Below are 21,319 nucleotides of genomic sequence, written 5' to 3' on the forward strand. Positions count from 1 at the left end.
AGAACCCATGGAATGGTATTTCTTCCATTGGACTTTTTGCTCCAGCCAATGCTCAGACCTTTGAGCAATTCCCAGAGGATGAATCATCCAAGAAGAAAAAGAAGAAACGCAGAAGAGGCTTTAGCCTTTGATGCAAGTTACAAACCATTCAAACAACAAAAGAAAGATGAAAGAAGAACTATTGGAAGCCATCTACGGCACAGTTGAGAGATTGGAGCAGAAAGTCGATGAACTTTCTGCCTCACCAAAGAATACAGAGGCGGAAAGCACTCCAGTCTCTGTAAGTGTTGATACAAGCAAACTTGAAAAAGCTATTCTTGCTATGGCTGTAAAAGAAGGGGAAGCTATTGACAAATTGGCAAGATTAAGAGAGGCAATTTGCATCTTTACCGACCTTACCAAGAAAGAAGCAAGCAACGGCGAACAGCGAAGTAAACTCTTGTTTGATACTGTTAATCAGGTGAAACAAGAGCTGAATGCCACATCAAAAATTGTGCAGGACAAACTTCACGCAATGGATAACACACCTCTGAAGAAAGTAGTGACTCATCGCTTCGAGCCAACTTCAAAGTATGTTCTTCTTTTCATTGGAGGCTTGGCTCTATCTCTTGTCATCTCCATTTGGGGCAATCTCACCCAATGGCGAGAGCATCAAGATTGGGAGGAGGCAGATTTGAAGTATCGGGCTTTGAAGATGGTGCTTCCATCCGATGACCCCAATGTTCGATACATCGAAAAGAACTTTTCTGTATGCCCAAATAAAGAAGTTATTGAGAATGTGAGAAATCGTGTTACTGCTTATGAGGATTCTGTCCGCCACCATTATAAAATGATAGAAATAGCAGCTTATAAAGACAGCATTGCCAATCGCCTATTGCGAGAGTCTAAAGAGATTAAAAGTAATTTTGGCAATCGTTAGACAACGGAACTATTAGTAATTTAGAGGTGTATAATGCAATTCAACCTCCCATTATATAGCAGACCTTTCTATATAGTGGGAGGTTCAGATGTATTCCTATTTGTATTTTGCATAGGCTTTTTCCAATCGTTTGTCATACTGATTCTGGGCATACCCAGAGCCATTATAATGTCGGGCAAACTCTTTCCAGTCAAGATTTCGAAGATAGCCATCCCATCGGTTGCCTTTGATAAACCGAACAAACAGTTCCAGCTGCTTGCCCTCACTTTCCGTCATCATCTCCACAAACTCGCTGACGGATTTACAACCGCTCACTTGATAGTTGAATCCCATAATCTGAGCCAATCCCCAACTTGCAGACGAATCGGCAGCTTCACGATGGATAGCTCTTGCACGCTCCAAACGGTCATATTCCTTCAAGCCACCTTGATAATGGGTCTTCGTCCATTTGGGATAGAGGATGTCTTCATTGCCTTTCTGATGTTTGGCAGGATCAATGCCTCTATTCTTCAACTGACTCCAGAAAATGTGTCCCTCAAATAGAATTGTAGGTTTGCCAACAGCAAGGAAACCGCCCTTGTTGCCTGTTTCAACTTCAAGCACAGCCTTAATTGCGGCAACTTCCACACCAAGCAGCTCTGCTGCGTGTTTGAAATCCGATTCTGTGAGACGCAAGGAAGCCAAAGACTGGGCACTGTCGCTTTGCAACATATCCCATGTGCGTTGACCAACTATTCCGTCGGATACCAATCCGTAGTCTTTTTGGAAATTACGGACAGCCACTTCGGTATCATTACCGAATATTCCATCAGCTCCTACGTGATAGCCCTTCTTGCAGAGCAATCGCTGAAGCAACTCAACATCTGTACCAGATGCACCTCTTTTTAATGTTTGCATAATTTCTAATTTTTACATGTTATTGTCATTTTGACTTATTGTAGAACACGGCTTTCTTCTTTATGCCGTTTCCCCCTTATAGAAATATACTTTCATCGTATATTTCCTGTCTTTGCTGATGCGTAGCAGGGCTTCTGCGTCCATACGCTTCCAACCTTCAGTCAGTTCAAGGACATAGCCATCGGCAAGTTCCATGCTGAACGTTGTCTTGTCAGCCTTGATATGTCTCTGCAACCATTCACGTTTCATGCACGACAGGTTTATGAGGAATAGGTAGGCATCCACAAAGGTGGCAGGTCTGACTTCCCAAATATTGCGCCCTTGCCTTTTCTTCACCTTGACAACCTTTTCCTTCTTAGCTTTTTCCAAAGACGATATAATGGATCCTTCCAACAAGGATTTGTCCACGACTTCCTTGATAGCCTTTTCGCCAACAGAATCGTCCTCATCCTCAATGAGAGGACATTCCTTATCCACCCATACGCCAAACTTTTTGCTGACTGTGTCTCTTATTCTTGTCCATATTCTTCTCAACCACATTGTTATATAGAGTTTATCGGTTAAACTTACTTGTACTTTCCACTCGCTTCTGTGCAGCTTCTACCTTGGCGAGAGCTTTCAGAGCCGTAGCCGACTTGTGCCTGTCTATGTTTAGCTTCAATAGGCAGTAAGGACAACGTAGATATCCAGAAGTCAGCAATTCGGTGATGGTGGTAGGGATAAACTTGCCACACTGTGGACAAGCCATGCCTGGCACTTGCTGTTGCTGCTTATTATTCATCATGGTTTGCCTCCTTTCCTTCTTCTACAGCTTCCATCTGCAAATTGTTGGTGGTAAGATGCAGGAGGTTTGCTAAACCTCCAGGCATATCAGCCTGTTCCATCCTTACCTTCACTTTCATGTTGGCAGTAAGCGATTGTTGTGAACTGCTCTTGCGTGAGCCTTCGACTTTTGCGGAGGCCATTGAAACTCGTAGCTTGACCCCCTCTGCTGTTTTCTCCTGAGGTATTGCACCATTCTTTAATGAAAATGTGGCATCTGTATCTGCACTTAGGGCATCAACTATCTGAATGTCAAAATCGAAATCAGCTTCTTTTACTTGAAGCAATGGCAGCGGTACTAATGTCAGCAATGGTATCTTTACCTGTTGTTGATGTGTACCATCTACATCGTGGCTTTGATAGTTGAACTCAAGCATACGCAGTTCACCAACCTTGCCTGTTTCCTTGTCGTATGACTCGAAAGCCAATTCCATCAGATAGCTCAAATAACGTCTAGTCGCTATGGAGTCTGCGTCAATGGTAGCAGCCAACGGACCGGAGATAAGGTCTTTCAACTCCATCACTTGGCTACTTGTTCGTTTTATATCTTTTCCTGTAGGCATAATCTTTCTATTTTATGGTTCTACAATATTTTATTCCTCAGAATATAGTTTGATGTTATTTGGCGAAACGTGGAAATGCAAGGTATGGATGCATTCCTCTGGCAAGTTTGCCAATTCCTCAGAGTTCAATGTTACATCTACAGATGGTATGATTCGCTTGCGCTTCAAGTTGATGTCTTTCAATAATGATGGCATCATATTTTTCAAGAAGTTCTCCAAGTTATCTCGTATATCTTTACGGGTATTTTCCCCATCAGGTCTGTTGAATAGTACTTGCAGGTCTTCATGTCCAAGCAAATTTTCATCACATACAGAAAGAATACAGTCAAGTAGAACACTTTCGTTGACACTTCCATCATCCTTGATGAGAGAAGTGAAGTTCTGCTGCATAGCTTTCAGAATCTTACGGCTCAAAAAAGCACTATATTTTCTTTTCAAATTATCATCTATGGCAAAATTTGCCAACACCTTAGTGCCACTATCCGTTCCATCCTCAGGAAAGAGAGATTGCAACACAGGTAGGGTGCTCTTGATGATTGCCTTGGCAAGATCAATACTTATTTGTTTGGCAACCTTGCGCAACAGAGGATAGTTGATTTCGTATTGCTCTGTTTGGGCAGAGTCACTTTTCACACCATAGCGCAAGTCAAGCTCCACCTCACCAACAGCAACTGTTGGAAGGGCGAACTGTTCCAAGCGTCCATTTTGCTTGTAAACATCCTCCAATGACATGGCATACATATTTGCCTCATGTTGTGCCACTATCATGTCTCGGAGTATTGAACTGATTATAGTACTTAATTGAGCCATAAGATTCCTTTAATTTACATTATATTATGGTTTGGTTGTGTCTGTTTTTGTGTCAGGCTTTACGTTCTGCACATCAACCGAAACCTTCTTCTTACCTGCAATAACAGTATAGGTCTTAGCCTCTTTGAGTTCAAAGACCACGCTATCATCGCTTACCTTACCTGTTACACCGTCAATCTTGATAGATTCAGGCTCGAAGATGCCCTTGCTGTTCTTGTAGGTAGCGATAAGGGTAGCCTTACCATCAGTGAGGGTAAGCTCACGAGCACTAACCTCCAAAGTTCCATCTGGGTCAGAAACATCAAGTGTATTACCAAGAAGTTCAAGAACCTTGGCAAGACCTGCTGGCATACTATCTTGACCAGCCTTGACTGCCACATCCATAGTGTACTCTACGCTATACTTAGATTCTTGTGTAGCCTTTGAGTCCTTCTTGGATGAATAGTTAGCCTTCATCTTGGCATCCATGTGGAAAGCTCCCCATTTTGCGCCAATACTTGCCTCAGCACCAACATCAAGTGCCGAGCTGCTTGACTGTTCGCTAACACTTGAAGAGGATGCAGAAATGTTCGCCTTGAAATTGATGTCAATGTCGTGGATGGCGATGTACGGGATAGGTACAATCGTCAACAGTGGAACATTCAACTGAACCATGTGACCGTTCTGCATGAACTGAAAAGAAACATTTACTGCTTCTTTCTGACCAGTATTTGGGTCAGTGTTCAATCCTACTTCTTGAATAAACTGCCATGATGTCTGCGCAGCCATAGCTTGCGCTTCGATACATGCTTTCAACGGACCTCCGATAATACTACCGAAGGGAATCGCCTGCAACGCATTGGTTGCTACCTGCGAAGGAGTTGTGTCAATTGCCATAATTAATCAAATGTTACAAATGAATTAAAATCTTCAGCATTACCAACACCAAGAACCTGATTAGCAGGAATAGGTGTAAGTACAATAATTTCTCCAGAATTCTCATATGGGCGAATTCCAATGAATGTTGTTTCTTCCAATGTTTTTGCATTCAAATACAATCGAGGCCCAAATTTTGCAGTCCTGGTTATTGCTTCACCCAAAACCTCTTTAGATGGATGCACTTCATGAATGTCTTCTGTGGAGATAACATAGATATTTTCCTTTGTGAAATGTCCCATACAGTCTGGTGTGTCAGCAGTCGAAACAAAGATATTACCAATGCTATCTGCACCACGCACATGAATAGTCAAAATACTTGCATCACGACAGAATATTTTCTTAACGAGTTCCTTCGCGTCTTCAAGTTTCAATGGATTTCTTGCCATAAATCCATTGTGCTTAATTACCTCTGGAGTTCGAGTGTCTGCTCGATACAAAAAAGGAAGAGAATCAAACTTAGCTTTTGATCTTTCAATGCTCTCATATCCGTACTTAACAGAATATTTTTCATACTCTGGAATAGAAATGTTTAATTTCATACATTCTTTTAAAATTACGCTCCTTACTCGTTTACTATTAGGCTTTTCAGGACCCGCCTCTCAACGTTGATGGTGCAAAGATATAGCGAAAGCCCGACTGGTGCAACTATTTCCACCAGACGGGCTTTGTGTCCATCAAACAGGCTATACAAACCTGTTATACCATCAAAATCTTACTTGTTTCGATTTCTCGAACCCCAAAAGTGAAACGAGGATTTCAAGTCTTCACGGTACTTGTCTCCAATGTGTACTTCCATACCATTCTCCAAAACGACATGTCCATAATAGTACATATCGATGTAGCGAATGTTGACGATGAAAGAACGGTGAATGCGCTTGAACATATTCGGGTTCAACTCTGGCTCAATGTCTCCCATGGGGCAAGATTGAGTGTAACACTTGCCGTCAATCATGTGAATAACACAGTTGTCCTTCATTGCCTCAATATAAGCAATGTCACTGACGGTGATGCGCTTGCATCCCATACCACAACTAACCAAGAATACATCGGTAGGGTACAAACACTCGTTTGATGCTTTCATTTCTGTTCTCATAATATAATTTTGTTTGAGCACCTCACGATTAACGCAAAGGTACTTCAAACCATGAAAACAGGTAGCACGAAACCACCATACAGCCATATTATCCACCAAACAGACATCAGGGTACGATGAAGGGTCTATACGCCACTTGTCATCGTGGCATATAGACCCTTGTCGTTTCCCGTGAGGTGTGGGTAAATATAATTGCTGAGCACCTAATACTCCTGCCCAGCTTAGGAGTTTATCTAATGTTATTAATTTCTAAATTGTTTTTGGATATGTATTACGTCCACATTTTATGGAGTGGAATATTTTTCCAAGAAATTGTTGTTGTACATGATCCGGAGAATCTGCATACTTCTTAGATTCATCAGATTGCCACGCATCAATAGCTTTTTTTGTCATAACCTTTTGATCTTTTGACAAAGTTAAATCTACAGATTCAGTATTTACATTATCAAAGATATTGATACCTGCAGCGGAAATATTACCTAATGTCACCGAATTTAGTTTTGGACAATCGGCAAAGGCAAAGTCACTTATAGATGAAACTATCGGAGCATAGATTGTTTTAAGACCAATACAATCCTGAAAAACCACCGACTCTATACTCTTTACATCTGGCAAGCTAATAACTTTCAGCGGTTTACAATTAAAAAATGCACTAGACGGCAAAGCCTCAACTCCGTAAACAGTTAAATCTATACTGCCATCACTTGCACTGCTTAGAGCTTCTCTTATAGCATTAAACACACTAATATCTGCATTTGCAGCCAAATTTTTGATTACAATGTTCGTATTGCCCACAGCCAAAGCATTTTTTATAATTAGTACGGCATTTTCTGTAGTTGTTACAGCATCGCCACCGGTAATTGCATCTCCTTTACCCCAATCCGCAACACTTACACTTCCGATTGTAGCTTTGTCCTTACCTATTTTTACATCATAGGTATAGCTCATAGCTTTGTCAAGAGCAGGAATTCCCGTTACATACAGTTCTTTAGTCTGAGTAGGGTTGATCACCTCACCATCATTGTATGTCACTGTGAGTTTGAGGAATTTCTCTGTAGAATTGGCATCTCCAGGAGATACCAAAGCATAGAACACATTGTTGCCACTTTCTTCTTTTTTATAAGTTTTGATAGCTGCGTAGCTGTCACCATCTCCTGCAGGAACTTTCAGCTTAGAATAAACTTCTACGGCAGAAAGTGTAGGGTTAAGATCTTTGAACTCATCTCCAAACCCGCTTACTTTGACAATGACGCGAGCCGTCTGACGTTCAAAGTTCAATGTCAACTGTCTGTCGGAAGGTATATATGCCTTTTCTATAGTTTCTCTGCTTATCATATAATCTGACTTCTCTATTTTGTCAACTGTAGATTGGTCTGCTGAGACATAACCTACAGAGAAAGAATTGGTGGTACTTTCATCCGCCTTCTCAGGATAACAAGCCTCGAAAGCCTGGGCATTACCCGTCCAGACCAGATAGTCACCAGCATTCGCAGGTGCCCATACCTCGCCCGTCTTCTTATAAATAACGGTTTTGCCCTCAGTCGTTACACTGATTACATCGTTCTCATTAAAATTCTGTTGTTCCTCTTCTGTACCCAATGGATTACTACGGGTAAAAATGCTGTTTCCACCAACGTTGGCAGTAATCTTCACCTCATTGGCGGCAGTGTTAGCTCCCAGTTCGTCATCAGTAGAGCAAGCGGCAAGCATTGCTATAACTGCAAATGCTCCCATATATCTTGTAATCTTCATATCTTGTCTATTTTAAATGTCAAACAAATTTTTAATCAGTCTCTTTTTCGATAATGGTTTCTTCTCCCCAAGGCTTCGCTGTTATGGCGCCCCCTTGCACTACATCCTTACCAACTAACAGATGCAGGTCATATTTTTTACCAGATTCAAATAGCGCATTGTCGGTGCCAGTCCAGATGTAATCAGTGCCATCCACCTTGAACTTAATACATAATTGTCCTGCGTAAACTCTCTGCGGAATCACAATGGCAGAATATTTGAAGGTGGCATGGTCGGTTGTTTTATCAGCCTTCGTGAATGCTACAGTTTCAGGAGTAATGGCTTTTGATGCCATGCCGTCAAATTGAACACTTATAGGGTCTGCTGCAAAATTCACCTTACTGCGGATAAAGGTGCCATCCACCTTGACATCAGTTACGGTTGCTGACGTAACAGGCTTTTCTTCATCCTGATTAAACTGGTCTCTCAACTCGATAGTGAGATTCAGCTGACTGAGGAGATGGGTGAATGTGACATCAACCGCTTTGCTGGTATTCAATTCCAAACCAGGCGTGAATCCTGTTTGCTTATATACAATAAGGTCGGATGAATAGTCTTCAGCATTGCTTTGGTCTTCTTTTACAGAAAAGGCATAATCAGTCTTTCCGAAGACTTTAACTTTGCCACTTGCATCTTCTGTAGTCTCCTGATATGGCGCATAAGCCAGAATATCAACAGCGGTAGTTGAATTCTGCCACAACATCTGGGTAGCAGGAATCCAATTGCTGCCTTCCTTTGTTACCTTGATATTATCATAGGTATATTTTTCGCTATTAGCATTCTTGATGCAGAAGCCAAACGAATTAAGGTTGTCGGTGCTGTTTCCGTAAGAGGCACGGGTATTCATGCCATCTACGCTTGTCATGATTCTGACCACATTGTCCATTGGATAATTACTCTGTGGTAATCCATCCTCATTTGAGCAGCTGGCAAAAACTGCCGTTGCCAAAGCTGCCATTGCTAATGTTTTAATTGCTTTCATATTGTCGATTTTTATGTTTTAATTTTAAGAACGTTAATCATAAGCCTCACCCTTGATAGGTTCGCCTGTAGAACCCCAGTCGGAGATGCTTACATCGCCAAGTTTTATGACATCACGTCCTACCTCCAGGTTGACGGTGGTAATCTTGCCACTCTCAAACTTGAAAGGAGTTCCGTTGTCGTAGATGAAGTCCTTGCCGCCAATGGTGATGATTATCTTCTGAACACCATCCTGCGGGATGATGATGGAAGCATATTGCTTGTTGGCGGTTAATGCTGGCATGTCGAAGTCTGCTTTATCTTCTGCTACAGCAGACGGGGTGACAACCTTGGTCAGATAATTGATGGTTGCTTTTTTTGCGGCATTGCCTACAGCTACCTTATCTACGGTAGGTCCCTCTGTTCCCCACTGGTTCTTATAGGTAAGGTTCACCACAAGTTTTGCCATCACGTGGGTAAAGGTGAGAGGAACAGGTTGCTGTTCATCGACATTATAGGATAAGCCATCTTTGTTGACTGCCACCAAGAGGTCGCTTTCTGTTTGCTTGTTCACATCGAATGTATATTCTCCGGCAGAAAGGTCGGATATTGCTGAAATAGGGTATACACCGATGAAATAATGCTTGTCGCGGTTGTTCTTCCAAAGCATCTGTGGAGTAGATACCCATGAACCGTTAGTCAACTTGTTGATAGCGTTGTTCACCACACGCTCGCGTGTCTCTGGAGCAACAGTTGCATCGCCAGTCCAGGCATACACACTGATTTCATCACCCTCCTCAAAGGTTTGTCCACCCTTCTCATCTGTTGCAACACGTGTCATATTGCCGATACTGGTTGAAACGGTGATGTACTTGGAGGTCTCGCCTCCGATACCGTTCTCGTTGTCAGAACAACTGCCCAATGTCAAAGCCATTGCCATCAGGGCAAAGAGATAAGTTTTCTTTTTCATTGTCTTTTACTATTATATGTTTATATTCTTGTTTTGATTCTTGCTTAAATGAGAGGGTCGCTTAATCTTCAGGATTCAGGATTTCACCACGATAAATCCATTCCTCAGTCCAATCATCTATCTTCGTGCTCGTAAGATACATGTAAGGTTTCATCTCCTCAAATTCCAAGTTTATCTTGTACTTGCCGCCAGACTTCATGACAGGAGCTTCGATGTCGTAGTTGCTAACTACTCCCCCAGGAGAAATCAGTTGGATAAACAACTTGGTGGTATGTAAACCGTTGGCTGTCGGCATCAAGCGTAATGTTTCCGTTTTTAAAGTTTCGCCAGGCACTGCGATTCTCAAAGGTATATCACACTCTTCCTTGGTATAGCTTGCCGTCCCGAATGTTCCATCCTCATTCTTTTGCAGGGGAAGGAGTCCGGTTGCCACATTCAGAACCTTGCCTATCATTGCAAAATTGTCAGGAACTCCTTCAATGAAGATGGTCAATTCTGCAAGTATATGGCGCATTTCATTTTTTGTTATGTAGTTGACATTTGATTTGTCAATAACGATGTCCGTGACTCCATAATAGGCATGGTCGGGAGAGGCACTTGGATTGGACAATCCAAACATGAGTTGGTTCATGTTGAGGGTCGCCCTTGTAGCCTCACCGATAAAAAACGGTTCTATAAGGTTGGTGGCAGCCAGAATCTGATAATGCCCTACAGGAAGAGCAAAGCGTTGGCTTGCTACCTCCTGCGCACTACCATAATGTTTTTCCTCTACAAGCGAACCGTCATCGGCATTGAATATCCAGAGTTTCACGTCATTCACATCCGTACCTTGGTCGGCTTCATCTGCCCAAGTGAGCGATACCGACAAGCCTCCTTCTTCCTCACCATCATGAACATTATGGTCGCAACTTGCCAATAGGCATGGGACGCATAACAGCACCCATAACCAAATATTAAATCTTCTTTTTGCTTTCATTTTCTATCTTGTTTTATGGGTTACTTATGATTGTCTGTAGTCTCTACTCGGCGAGCCTTATCCGCATCTTGGGTGTCATCGCTACCATTTCCTATTGCAGTAATGCGATTAGCCTCTATGCCATTCTTCACAAGCCAAGTCTTTACGGCTTCTGCACGCTGGCGAGATATACGTTTATTGACAGTCACGCTGCCTTTTGTGTCACACCAACCTGTTACCGTCACCTTCATGTTCGGATTCTCTTTCAATGTCTTGAGAATAGCATTCAATTTAGTCTCTTCATTCTGTTGGATGTCGATACTATTGAAGGTGAAATATATAACAGGGAAAGTCACCTTTGCAGATTCTTTTATGTCTTGTTCTGCAACTTTTGTTTCTGCCTTATCTACTGTTTCTTTCTGATTGACCTTCTCCGAAGAAACTGGTTCTTGTTGTAGAACTTCCTTTTGTGGAACTGATGGAGTTTCTGCTATCTTGTTCTTCTTTTTAGAGAGGTTTATCCCCAATCTTACTCCACTTTCCCAAACAAAGTTGTTCTTATGCAGATGCTCTGGCATTCCGTCCATACGTTCGCCAGTAAGACGAGTCAAACCGGAATAGATGCCCAATTTCAGGCATGAGGTCAGTTGGTAGCCCACCTGCAAATCTGCACCATAACCCAAATGCCAGTTGGTAGAACCTTTCATCACCTTAGCATCATCGGCTATAGTCTGAATATCAGCCTTGGTCGTTACTGCATATATATGAGGTGAAACAGCCAAATCCCATCGGCTGTTAGCTGTTTGATGGAACAGTCCAAGGAGATTGATATTCACTCTTGCCCCATATCTGCCCATTCTGACATGGCTTTTCAGATTGGCATATTCCCAACTGTCCATGCCTAAGACACCTGCCTTGTAAAGCACGCCATCGCTGCCCAACCAATAGTTACGTTCTACGCAGCAGTCTTGTGCAGACAAGTTTATTTCTCCATACTTGGAAGATAACTCTGCCGAGAATATGGAGTTGAAACGATAGCCACCATATATGCCAGCAGCCCAACCGAGGTGCGTCTTGTCATGTCCGAAACTTGAGAAAGTAGAGAAACCGAAAGGCATTCCACCCTCTACTCCGACGTACCAGCCTTGCGAAATAGTCTTTCCATCTTCTTTTACTTCTGTTCTCGCAAAAGAAAATGGAAGAATAAATGCAAGTATTGCAACCAGCAACCGATTTTTTATTGTCAAATAATTTATCATATCATTCATTTTTTTTACCGTAAAAATAAAGATCTATCTCCAATTACAGGACAAGTATCCACCATAAAGCTAATTCATCCATTCTATCCGAAACTCACTCCAGAAAATACAAGAGGTTTGTTAGGAAGATAAATATGGATGCAAAGAACAAATATATATAAAAGCGTTCCCTCTTGATGAAGTCACGAAAGCTATAGCGAGCCTTATAGTGATCATCAAGATATATCCTGTACTCATGTATCATGGCATATCCCAAGATAATACCTAATATGAGTACAAACACCCCGATGATGATCAGGGCTAATTCTATCCTTGGTATAGATTCTAACATTTCTTTCATGGCACAAAGATAGTGTTTTTCTGTTAAAAAAGGAGGCGCATTCCCCTGTCAATGTGTCTACTTCCTATGTTTTAGGTGTCTACTTCGTAGGAAGTAGACACCCATTTTAACGATTTATTCCCTTTTATTATGCGTATTTCTGGTATTTATTGAAAAATGGTTAATCCTGTTTTTTATCATCTGGTGCTGCATTTGCAACTTGTTCTTCTCGCCATTCGGTAGGCGTACAACCTTCCTTTGACTTGAATATCCGGTACAGATAGGTACGGGCAGAGAAGCCACACTCGGCAGAAATAATGTCATTACTATAGTCTGGAAATTCAAACATCATCTTCTTTGCCGCATTGAAACGTATATCACCAAGCCATATTCTGAATGTAGTTTTCAGATACTGGTCGAAGAATACAGATAACTCATCCTTGGAGATACAAAGTGTGCGAGAGAGGGTAAGCATATTCACAGTACTGTCCTTATATCCTAAATTCGCACACCATGCATCAAGACTTTTCTGGATGAAATCTCTGCGCTCATCGGAAAGTGGTTGTAAAGATTCTGTTCTGCTATCAGCAGAGGTCTGCTGTTTAGCAGAAAGTGCCCCCCCCATACCTATATTTTGTTCCCACCAAGGCATCGTTTTCCACTTCTTTATCCAAGAGTTCTTCGGTAGGGATATAACTGCTGCCGAGAGCAATAAATGTAAGATTGAAGAATAGCAAGGCAAGCAATACGGCTGGACCTACTATATATAATAAGGTAGTAGAAAAGATGGCAACTGGCATAGCGAGAACTGCGAGCCATAGAATGATTACACTGGCACGCGAATATCTTACGTAAGGCAATAAATCCGTTGCAGCCATTGTCTCCAACATATTTTTACGCCTAATCATCTCCTGAATAATCATGTATATGCAATAGAAAACACTTACGCAAAACAGAGTCAGCATCAGATAAAGCCCCTCTCTGATATACAGGCTATGATGAAGACTGATACCCACGCAAAAGACCACAATGATGGCAGCATAAATGCCACTACACATCAGTATCATCTTTCTGAGGTTAGCACGGGTGGTTTCTATGTTGTAGATTCCTATGGAGATGAGCGAGAAGCAGGGGGTATAGAGGAGGATGTTGATGACCGCCCCCAGATTATCGTGCATAGCACGGAACCCGAAAGTCATCTGCAGCACATATTGTATCGCCAGTCCTATCAGGGCAGCAACGATCATCCATCGAGAACGCTCATACCGCTTGTTCTCCCATCTTACATGCAGATGAGAGATTGCTACGATGAAGGCATTGATGAGCATGAATATGAAGCATGCAAACTGAAGTAGAAATAATGAATCCATTCTTATCTTATGTTTACTTTCTTGTATTTTTGATTGCTTGCTGTAGGATTATCCGGATTAGTCATCTGCAAATATCCTGCTGCAACAAGGGAGGTGATGTAACGCTCACGGTTCTTTGTCTGATTGGATAAACCAAGGCGTTCCATGATCTCTGCGGTGGTTCGAGGAACTGAACAGAAATTGACTATATCCCTTTGCTTATTAGACAATGACACTTTTTTAGTGTCAGAGTGTCTAAGTCGAGTGTCAGAGTCTTGGACTTGGTTACTTTTTTCCTCGACTTCGTTACTCTCCTCTTCGACTTCGTTACTTTTTTGTTCGACTTGGTTACCGACTTGGTTACTTTCCCCCTCGACTTGGTTACTTTTTTTCTCGACTTTGTTACTTTCTTCTCTCCAAACCGTGATGACAAATTCCTGCGCCTTGTCATTATTCATAAACGTGACATTAACACCTTCATCAAGAGCACGAGTGATGCCGCTACCCACACCAGTGTATGGCAGCAAGTATATAGCATTGTTAAAAAGGAACATATTGCGAGGCATGGATGTTCCAGCCTTGATGTCATCAATAGTGAGTCCGTTAGGCAATGCACCAGGACTATGAATCTCCACACGATTGTCGAAAATGAAAATGCGAACAGGGGCCTTCATGTTCAACGAACGGTGTACAAGGCTGTTTACAGTGAACTCAACCAAACTGGTGTAAGGTATTTCCAACTTACCCATGCTGTTGAATTCATCTCCCACCTGCACATTATGTAGGTTACGAGTGAAGAAATCCATGATAGTGTCATATTGATGAAGCAGATTCCCCTCCATATCTGCATCATTCACCTTGTCACGAAAAACCTTGCTGCCAACGCTGTTGCCAGCAAAACAGATACACTTGGCTGTCATCATTGGCATCCAGCGTTGGGTGTATTTGCCAAACAGAAGCATGGCAGCAACGGTCAGTGAACCATCAGGACGGATAAATCGCAGATTGCGAAGTATCTTCTCACTGTCATGCCCCTTAGCGATGGCAGAGCATATCATATCAAGTGATGCTTCATTAAAAGCGTCACCTGTCAAGCCTTTCTTTTCCAAAACTCTTTCAAAACGGTTGCCAAGAAACTGCTTGATGGTCGTTGCATCAAGGTCGTTGACAGTTGCATCCCTAACACCAGCCTCGTCTGGAGCAAAACTACCGCAGTCGGTCATCATTTCTGCAAGTTCAGCATTATCGAACACTTTACGCTTGTCGGCACCATTCTTCACCCATACGATTCCCTTGTTGTCATGATAAGGCTTGTTGAGTCCTTCCTTCACAGTAGCAACAACCAAGTTGCCATCCTCAACTTCAACAGTATCTATCTTTATCAGAATGGATGGCACTACGTTTTCAGAAGCAATGTCACTCAACAAGTTGGTTGTTTCTTGTACCTCAGAATACGACAAGGCATTGGGTTCTCCGGTCTTATCCTTTATGCCAACTACCAATTTGCCACCATGTGAATTACTGAAAGCCACTAACTCACAGGCAATATCATATTTGTCGAGAATGCGTTCCTTGAACTGCACCCCCGACACCTCGCCAGCCTTTATCTGTTTCAATATATCGTTCATCATTCTTTGATACATTCTTTGTTCAACAAATCGTTTACATCCACTTTCAGCAAATCAGAAATCCGTATTAAGGTTTCCAAGTCTGGTTGGCAAGTGTTTGTGCACCATTTAGAAATGGTTGCTTGGTCTTTACCCAACATTTCTGCCAACCACTTGTTTGAGTGCTTGGTTACTGCCAACATTATCTTCAATCTGTTTACATCTTTCTTTGCCATACTATATATATAAAATAGGTAAATACACTTGCAAAAGTACGAAAATAATTTCAGAAAAAGGAACAATAGCCTCAAAATGTTTACGAAACATGCAAATAATTGAGTATTTCGCAATATTGCCCGTTTCATAAATAATCATAAAAACAAAGTAAAAAAGGTGTTTTTTGGAAAATTAGATTTATCTTTGCATATATATTTGAAGGCGTTCTTTGCATATTGCAAAATACAGAAACGAGCAGAAGTCCGCTCGTTTCCATATTGTTACCTATATAATATAGGCAAACGCCCAACTTCTTGATTTTCAATCAAAGTCCAAATTAGAGCGAGTTACCTGAATTAACATTATGCTTCCTGGCAACCAAAGCGTGAGATTCTGTTATCTGATGCAGAAAGGTTGGTAATGCGAAAATACTACTATTATTTAGACCCCCTTTTGTTATAAATATAATATATATACCTGATAATCAGTTGTATTGTGCTTTTCTGCAGACTTTGTATTTTAGACCCTATTTAGTTCTATTATTGAAAAATATTTTGTATTTTTGCGCCCAGAATGTAATTATACTAAAATATGAGAAGAAGTATTTCGTATACGATATTGTTTTTTATGATGCTTTCGGTGTTGGTATCATGTTATCAAAGTCATAAGAAAGAGTTGGACTTAGCTTATACGTTGGCAGAGTCTAAGCCAGATAGTGCCTTGGCCTTTTTGAACCGTATCAATCAAGGTAAACTCTCAGATAAAGATATGGCGAAGTATGCCCTTACTTATTACATGGCACAAGACAAGTCGGGCTTGGATGTGGATAACGATTCCTTGATTCGCATAGCGTATGATTGGTATGGTAAGCATCAAGCCGATTCTCTTTATGCTTCATCCTTGTATTATATGGGAAAATGCTTTCTGCTGAATGATAGTATGGAGCAGGCAAAGGCTTGTTTAGAAAAGTCCTATTCCATATCTGACAGCCTCCATAATATGAATTTAAAATGCTTGGCATTGGATAAGCTGATTGAAGTCGAAGAACAGCTGGCACCTTACAAAGCTTTGAACTATGCTAAAGCTTTGGTGAAGATGTATGAGTCCATGCCAAATGTTAGTATATATAATAAGGTGGCAGCGCATTTGAGGCTAGGGGAAACCTTTTTTAGTGTAGATAGTTTACAACAAGCCTTGGAAGAAGAGGAAAAAGCATATAGACAGGCGAAACAGGTGGATGATAGAAACTTATTGTCTTATGTAAGACAAAATCTAGCAAGTTCCTTTGAGGAAATGGGAGAAAATGATAGTTGTTTGTATTATGCACGACAGGCTTATGACTTGAATGCTGCAAATAGATTTTCTTGCTTGTTGACGTTGGCTTCTGCTTATATCTCTGTAGATTCTATAAACCAAGCCTTTAGGTTGTTGAAACAAGCAACGCCAAAAACGGCAGAAGATCGTTACTCAGTGTTTTATGTGCAAAGCCAAGCTGCAATGAAAGCCCAAGATTATAAGTCTGCTAAGAGCTTTAGCGATTCGGCGTACCATTATTTGGAAGATATGTATCGAACAGCATTACAGGGTAAAGCAGATTATTATAAATCATTCTTGAAAAAGGAAAGTGAAAGGGCGAAAATGCAAGGTAAAGCCGAAATGCAGCGATGGGTGTTTAGCTTGATGGCCGTATTGTTTTTTGTTGTGGTTATATTTGTTTTGTATGTTTATAAGTCATATAAGAAGCAGGTAAAACTACGTATGGAACATGAAAGGGAGGTGCATCTCCAAAAGCAACAAATGCAGGATAAAATACATCAAGAGGAACTTTCACATAAAGAGGTTCAACTATCTGTGATGCGTAACTATTTGCAAAAGAAGATAGATGTTGTAGAAAAATTAAATTCCATAGCTCCAAATGAGAATAAGCACGTTGTGTTGTCAGAGAGTGATTGGGACGAATTGGAGGTGTTTTTAGATAGTGTGGAAAACCTATTTGTGAAAAGACTCAAGCAAAAACATCCGAATTTATCTAAGACCGATTTAAGGCTAATGATGCTGTTGCGTTTAAAGCTGTCGCAAAAAGCGTTGGCTTCTATCTATTGTATTAGCGAGAAAGCAATTAAGCAAAAATTGTTCTTGTACAAGAATAAGGTTGGCATTAAAAATGAGCATTTTTCGCTTCGTAACTACATAGAAAACTACTAAAAAGAAGAGGGTAAAATGAAGTTTTAGACCTTATGAAATGGGGGGGGGAAAATTTTAAGTATCTGATATATAGTATTATATGCGCTTTGTACTATTGCGAAGAAATAGACCTATTTTGTTAGGCGTATATTGGAAAAACTAGTAATTTTGCAGCCGAGAATTAATAACAATTAAAAAGGTAAGGTTATGAAGAAAGTGAAAATGTTTGTTTTGATGCTGTTGCTTCTTGTTTTTGCTCCTAGCCAAGTGGGTGCAAAATATTCTCTTGCGACAAAGAATATTCCTGTAAATAGAAAAAAAGGACATTTGGGAACTCGTGCAGATGGTCTTGATATTGTGGTAAGCTTAGAAAAAAAATCACTTGTTGCAAAAGTAAGCCATTATGTTGGTGAAGTAAAGGTTTATGTTCATGATGACAATGGAAATATTGCTGCTACTACTTTTCTGTTCGTAGATGGCGATGGACAATGTACTTTGGACTTACATACATTAGATAGTGGTCCTTATGAAGTTGTTCTTGAGTTTTCCAGTGTAATTTATGCTGGTATATTTGAACTCTAAGTTATTAACTATATAAATAAAAGATACGCATGAAAAAGTTGTTATTGTTGGTGCTTGTTGCCTATGGCTGTGCATTAAATTCATGTACAGACCAAAATGGAGAACTTGTTAGCTTTGCGCAAAACAGAGAAATAGCAAGTCTGAATAGCATGAGAAGTACTAGAGCTGTTGATAGTACAAGTGTGGATAGTATTCTTCCTATAGAAGAAACAGAGGAGTCAGCAAGACTGCGTGAAACATTGCGTCAACATTCTATACAGTCTGTTTCTGCTCTAGCTTCTTATGGAGAAGATGATGAATATTTTTCATCTAATATTTATGCGATTCGTGAAATGCCACTGAATATTAGTGTTCGTTCTGTGGCAACAGGTTCAAACGCAAGCTATAAGTATCTTTCTTGCTCGGAGGCAGGAAAGGAAGTTGTGCTCAGTAGTCAGAATACAGCTCAGTCAAGTAAATTCTTTCTCAAAATTTTGCCAGCAACATCTGGGATACCTTATTTAATTTATTCAAAGAATTCTAATACGCCTCTTAATGTAGGGTATTATACTAATAAGCCAGATGATAAAATATTAATGTCTGCTAAGGATAACAGCGGCTCTCTATATAGTGCCTCTTGGGATTTATTGGCATCGCCTTCATATAAGGGTTACTTTGCTATTCAGAGTGAGTCTTATATAGGACAGGCCGATCCTAATAATTCTTGGTCGATATTCTATTATGTGCTTGAGGCTAAAGCCAATAATAAGTTGGGTTATGCACGGCGAGTCAATGGAAAAGGGCAACAAGAGTTTTTTATTCAGCCGATAGACAAGTTTGACATTGATTATATAGAATTTGATAAATCTTCGGCACAGATTAGCAAGTTGACTCCATTGGAAGTAGTTAGTTATGGGAAGAATGAGACAGAAGAACGTCGTAGTTTTTCGATAAAAGCTTCTCATTATGCGACGGATACCTATCAGTTTTCAGAAACAGGACGTTTAAAATTCTTATGGAATGATTCTCCGACTTTTTACCGTCCTTATGTGCTGGCAAATAAATTGGTTGTACCTTCTCCAGTTAATCCTGATGATGAACCTAATCCTGGTGAATTCTTGCGTGATATGAAATATTCCAACTCAAAGGGGAGAGTGAGCCGTGTGCTAACAGTAGAAACTGAGGGAATTGCAAAACCGAACTCTTTGATAGAAGTAACGTCTTATTTGGAAGGCTATTCTGTTTCTGCCAATTACGTTGCAGAGATGAAAGTAAAGGTAAATAATGAGGAAAGAAAGGTCAAAGTCAAGGGTACGTGGTATGGAACAATGTATACTACAAAACGAGCAAAACCTGATATAGTAAAATGTTTTGATCTTGATGATGGGGAAGAATTGTCTTTACGAAAGAAGTCTCATCCAGTAATAATTTCTAAAACTATATTGAAATGAAACATGTAAAAGTAATATTGTTTGCAGCACTGGCTATAATAGCCAGTGCATGCACCGATGAAGTCTCTGATTCTATGAATTCGGAAATTTCTATGGATAAGTCATTGGTACTTAAGAGAAATCCTAATCTTCCTATTTCTCATTCTAAATTCTATGTTCCAAAGAATGATGTGACTCGCTCCTCTGTGATTAATGGAAATTCCGAGGCATTATTGGGTTGCGGCTATAAACTTTTGGGAGGAACTTACGTAATGGGAGATTTTGCTAATTTTAGTGCATATCCAGTTGTAAATTTGAAAGCTTTGCAGGATTATGATGCTGCATATGTCAGTGCAACACACTTAAATACATCGGATCGTAAGGTGGTAACCTTTGCTGATTTTGATAGATACCAATACAATTCTACTGTTACTAAAAAGGTGTCATCAGGTTTCTCGCTAAATTTTAAGGTTTTTTCTCTTGGGCATAAGAAAGCAACAACGGAAACTTTCAAGACCATCATAGATAATTCGAACGATGCTACTTTTGGAGAACTATCTTTATATTTTATTAGTAATCAATATAGTTTGCAGAATTCAGCAGCAGCAAGGAGCCTTTATGCACGTAAATTTATAGAAAAATCATTCATTAAAAATTTGTATAATTCAACAATATCTTCTAATCTTAAAAACTATGGGGAGTTTGTTGTTACAGGTTATCTTACGGGAGGAAAGGCATATGCAAGCTATGCAGGTTGTAATAGTACTGCAAAAACGACAGAGGGCAAAGAAAAAGGATTGGAAAAATCAATAAATGCTTCTGTTACTTATAAAGGGGCGACAGGAAGTGGTGAGTTGGGATTTACTAGTTCAAACCAGTCTTCGTCAACAACAGAGTTTAAAAGTACGGATACATTTGTCCAGATTAAGACATTTGGTGGTATTCAAGACGGAGATGCTGTAGTGAAGACATGTGCTTTAAGTGATTTAAATGTCGATTTAAGCTCTTGGTTTAACTCATTGAACGATGATAAAACTCATACCATAATTGATGTTACAGATAATAGTTTGCTACCTTTATCAGACTTTGTGTTGGAGAAAAATTTTAAGCAAAGGTTTGATGATACAACAAATGGAGTCTTAGCGACTTATAATGAGTTTGTTATTCCTTATATGGAAACCGCAAGAGTGATGGTACGCTCAACTTCTGCTTATGAGCCATTGTATGATGTATGTCCAGTACTCGTTACACGCCAAGGAGATAGAATCATATTCAAGACTAGTCAGGTAAAAACTGATGACGAATTACGCAAGAACAGTAATGCGGAACAATTTGACCTAAAGCACCAAGCTATTTTGGAACAAACAGATAAACTGTTTAGTGTAGAGATTGGTTTGGAGCCCAATAAAAAGGCAAGATTGAATCCAATGTTGCGCAATCCTTTATGTATAGAAGTTGTGGATTTTGACAAATCAGAATATTATCGTTATTACAATGCTTCAAATAGTGTAGAATATGTATATAACCCAAAGAAAAAGGTTGCATTTTCTTATTATGTAGATGAAGATGAAGATGAGGGTGATATAGCTGAGGTATATGGAATTAGTTCTTGGGTGGATTCTTTGCCTGAAAAGAAAATCGCTATAGGAACTTTGGCGAATTATTATACAATTATCGGACTATAAAATTAAATTGT

At 40.3% G+C, this 21,319-nt stretch carries 22 protein-coding genes; 5 read left to right on the forward strand and 17 right to left on the reverse strand.

The window, feature by feature from the left end; genetic code table 11:
• The first annotated feature begins 166 nt into the window (after positions 1 to 166).
• On the forward strand, positions 167 to 919 hold the full coding sequence (locus CFT61_RS14690; RefSeq protein ID WP_089545182.1) for a hypothetical protein: 753 nt from the start codon (positions 167 to 169) through the stop codon (positions 917 to 919).
• Positions 920 to 1,015: 96 nt separating this feature from the next.
• On the opposite strand, the gene CFT61_RS14695 is transcribed toward CFT61_RS14690, so the two are convergent.
• The 17 genes from CFT61_RS14695 to CFT61_RS17075 form a co-directional block, all read right to left on the reverse strand.
• Entirely contained in the window at positions 1,016 to 1,816 is an 801-nt protein-coding gene (locus tag CFT61_RS14695; protein WP_089545150.1) for an N-acetylmuramidase domain-containing protein, read from the reverse strand.
• Positions 1,817 to 1,876: 60 nt separating this feature from the next.
• A complete protein-coding gene (locus tag CFT61_RS14700) occupies positions 1,877 to 2,356 on the reverse strand; it encodes a hypothetical protein (RefSeq protein WP_089545151.1) in 480 nt (159 codons plus the stop codon).
• Positions 2,357 to 2,369: 13 nt separating this feature from the next.
• Positions 2,370 to 2,600, reverse strand: coding sequence for a hypothetical protein (locus tag CFT61_RS14705; RefSeq protein WP_228113774.1), 231 nt, complete (start codon positions 2,598 to 2,600; stop codon positions 2,370 to 2,372).
• Positions 2,590 to 3,159: a DUF2589 domain-containing protein gene (locus tag CFT61_RS14710; RefSeq protein ID WP_254919004.1), complete on the reverse strand. Its 570-nt coding sequence runs from the start codon at positions 3,157 to 3,159 to the stop codon at positions 2,590 to 2,592. The genes CFT61_RS14705 and CFT61_RS14710 overlap by 11 nt, the downstream gene beginning before the upstream one ends.
• Positions 3,160 to 3,231: 72 nt before the next feature.
• Positions 3,232 to 4,011 (reverse strand): hypothetical protein, encoded by a 780-nt coding sequence (locus CFT61_RS14715; RefSeq protein WP_142990654.1) that lies wholly within the window; start codon positions 4,009 to 4,011, stop codon positions 3,232 to 3,234.
• Positions 4,012 to 4,035: 24 nt separating this feature from the next.
• Complete coding sequence (locus CFT61_RS14720) at positions 4,036 to 4,887, reverse strand: DUF2589 domain-containing protein (protein WP_089545154.1); 852 nt, start codon at positions 4,885 to 4,887, stop codon at positions 4,036 to 4,038.
• Between the two features lie 2 nt (positions 4,888 to 4,889).
• Positions 4,890 to 5,468 carry a hypothetical protein gene (locus CFT61_RS14725; RefSeq protein ID WP_089545155.1) on the reverse strand — a complete coding sequence of 193 codons (579 nt, stop codon included), beginning with the start codon at positions 5,466 to 5,468 and terminating at the stop codon, positions 4,890 to 4,892.
• 173 nt (positions 5,469 to 5,641) lie between these two features.
• Positions 5,642 to 6,010: a LytR/AlgR family response regulator transcription factor gene (locus CFT61_RS14730; RefSeq protein ID WP_176425630.1), complete on the reverse strand. Its 369-nt coding sequence runs from the start codon at positions 6,008 to 6,010 to the stop codon at positions 5,642 to 5,644.
• A 261-nt stretch (positions 6,011 to 6,271) separates the two neighbouring features.
• A complete protein-coding gene (locus CFT61_RS14735; protein WP_089545157.1) occupies positions 6,272 to 7,774 on the reverse strand; it encodes a fimbrillin family protein in 1,503 nt (500 codons plus the stop codon).
• A gap of 31 nt (positions 7,775 to 7,805) precedes the next feature.
• On the reverse strand, positions 7,806 to 8,795 hold the full coding sequence (locus CFT61_RS14740; protein ID WP_089545158.1) for a fimbrillin family protein: 990 nt from the start codon (positions 8,793 to 8,795) through the stop codon (positions 7,806 to 7,808).
• Between the two features lie 33 nt (positions 8,796 to 8,828).
• Positions 8,829 to 9,743 (reverse strand): fimbrillin family protein, encoded by a 915-nt coding sequence (locus CFT61_RS14745; RefSeq protein WP_089545159.1) that lies wholly within the window; start codon positions 9,741 to 9,743, stop codon positions 8,829 to 8,831.
• 61 nt (positions 9,744 to 9,804) lie between these two features.
• Entirely contained in the window at positions 9,805 to 10,719 is a 915-nt protein-coding gene (locus tag CFT61_RS14750) for a FimB/Mfa2 family fimbrial subunit (protein ID WP_089545160.1), read from the reverse strand.
• 20 nt (positions 10,720 to 10,739) lie between these two features.
• A complete protein-coding gene (locus CFT61_RS14755; RefSeq protein ID WP_089545161.1) occupies positions 10,740 to 11,966 on the reverse strand; it encodes an OmpA family protein in 1,227 nt (408 codons plus the stop codon).
• 491 nt (positions 11,967 to 12,457) lie between these two features.
• Entirely contained in the window at positions 12,458 to 12,901 is a 444-nt protein-coding gene (locus CFT61_RS14765) for a helix-turn-helix domain-containing protein (RefSeq protein ID WP_254919003.1), read from the reverse strand.
• On the reverse strand, positions 12,879 to 13,646 hold the full coding sequence (locus tag CFT61_RS14770) for a hypothetical protein (protein WP_089545164.1): 768 nt from the start codon (positions 13,644 to 13,646) through the stop codon (positions 12,879 to 12,881). Before CFT61_RS14770 ends, CFT61_RS14765 begins: the two co-directional genes overlap by 23 nt.
• 2 nt (positions 13,647 to 13,648) lie before the next feature.
• A complete protein-coding gene (locus tag CFT61_RS14775; RefSeq protein WP_089545184.1) occupies positions 13,649 to 15,256 on the reverse strand; it encodes an RNA-binding domain-containing protein in 1,608 nt (535 codons plus the stop codon).
• Positions 15,253 to 15,468, reverse strand: coding sequence for a helix-turn-helix transcriptional regulator (locus tag CFT61_RS17075; RefSeq protein WP_042520066.1), 216 nt, complete (start codon positions 15,466 to 15,468; stop codon positions 15,253 to 15,255). Before CFT61_RS17075 ends, CFT61_RS14775 begins: the two co-directional genes overlap by 4 nt.
• Positions 15,469 to 16,039: 571 nt before the next feature.
• Between CFT61_RS17075 and CFT61_RS14785 the strand changes: the two genes are divergently transcribed.
• The 4 genes from CFT61_RS14785 to CFT61_RS14800 all read left to right on the forward strand — a co-directional run bounded on the left by CFT61_RS14785 (position 16,040) and on the right by CFT61_RS14800 (position 21,308).
• Positions 16,040 to 17,653, forward strand: coding sequence for a hypothetical protein (locus CFT61_RS14785; RefSeq protein ID WP_089545166.1), 1,614 nt, complete (start codon positions 16,040 to 16,042; stop codon positions 17,651 to 17,653).
• A 186-nt stretch (positions 17,654 to 17,839) separates the two neighbouring features.
• Positions 17,840 to 18,214, forward strand: coding sequence for a hypothetical protein (locus CFT61_RS14790; protein WP_089545167.1), 375 nt, complete (start codon positions 17,840 to 17,842; stop codon positions 18,212 to 18,214).
• A 29-nt stretch (positions 18,215 to 18,243) separates the two neighbouring features.
• Positions 18,244 to 19,644, forward strand: coding sequence for a hypothetical protein (locus CFT61_RS14795; RefSeq protein WP_089545168.1), 1,401 nt, complete (start codon positions 18,244 to 18,246; stop codon positions 19,642 to 19,644).
• A complete protein-coding gene (locus CFT61_RS14800) occupies positions 19,641 to 21,308 on the forward strand; it encodes an MAC/perforin domain-containing protein (RefSeq protein ID WP_089545169.1) in 1,668 nt (555 codons plus the stop codon). Before CFT61_RS14795 ends, CFT61_RS14800 begins: the two co-directional genes overlap by 4 nt.
• Positions 21,309 to 21,319: the final 11 nt, after the last annotated feature.

Source organism: Segatella copri, from assembly GCF_002224675.1.
GTDB classification, from domain to species: Bacteria; Bacteroidota; Bacteroidia; order Bacteroidales; family Bacteroidaceae; genus Prevotella; species Prevotella copri_U.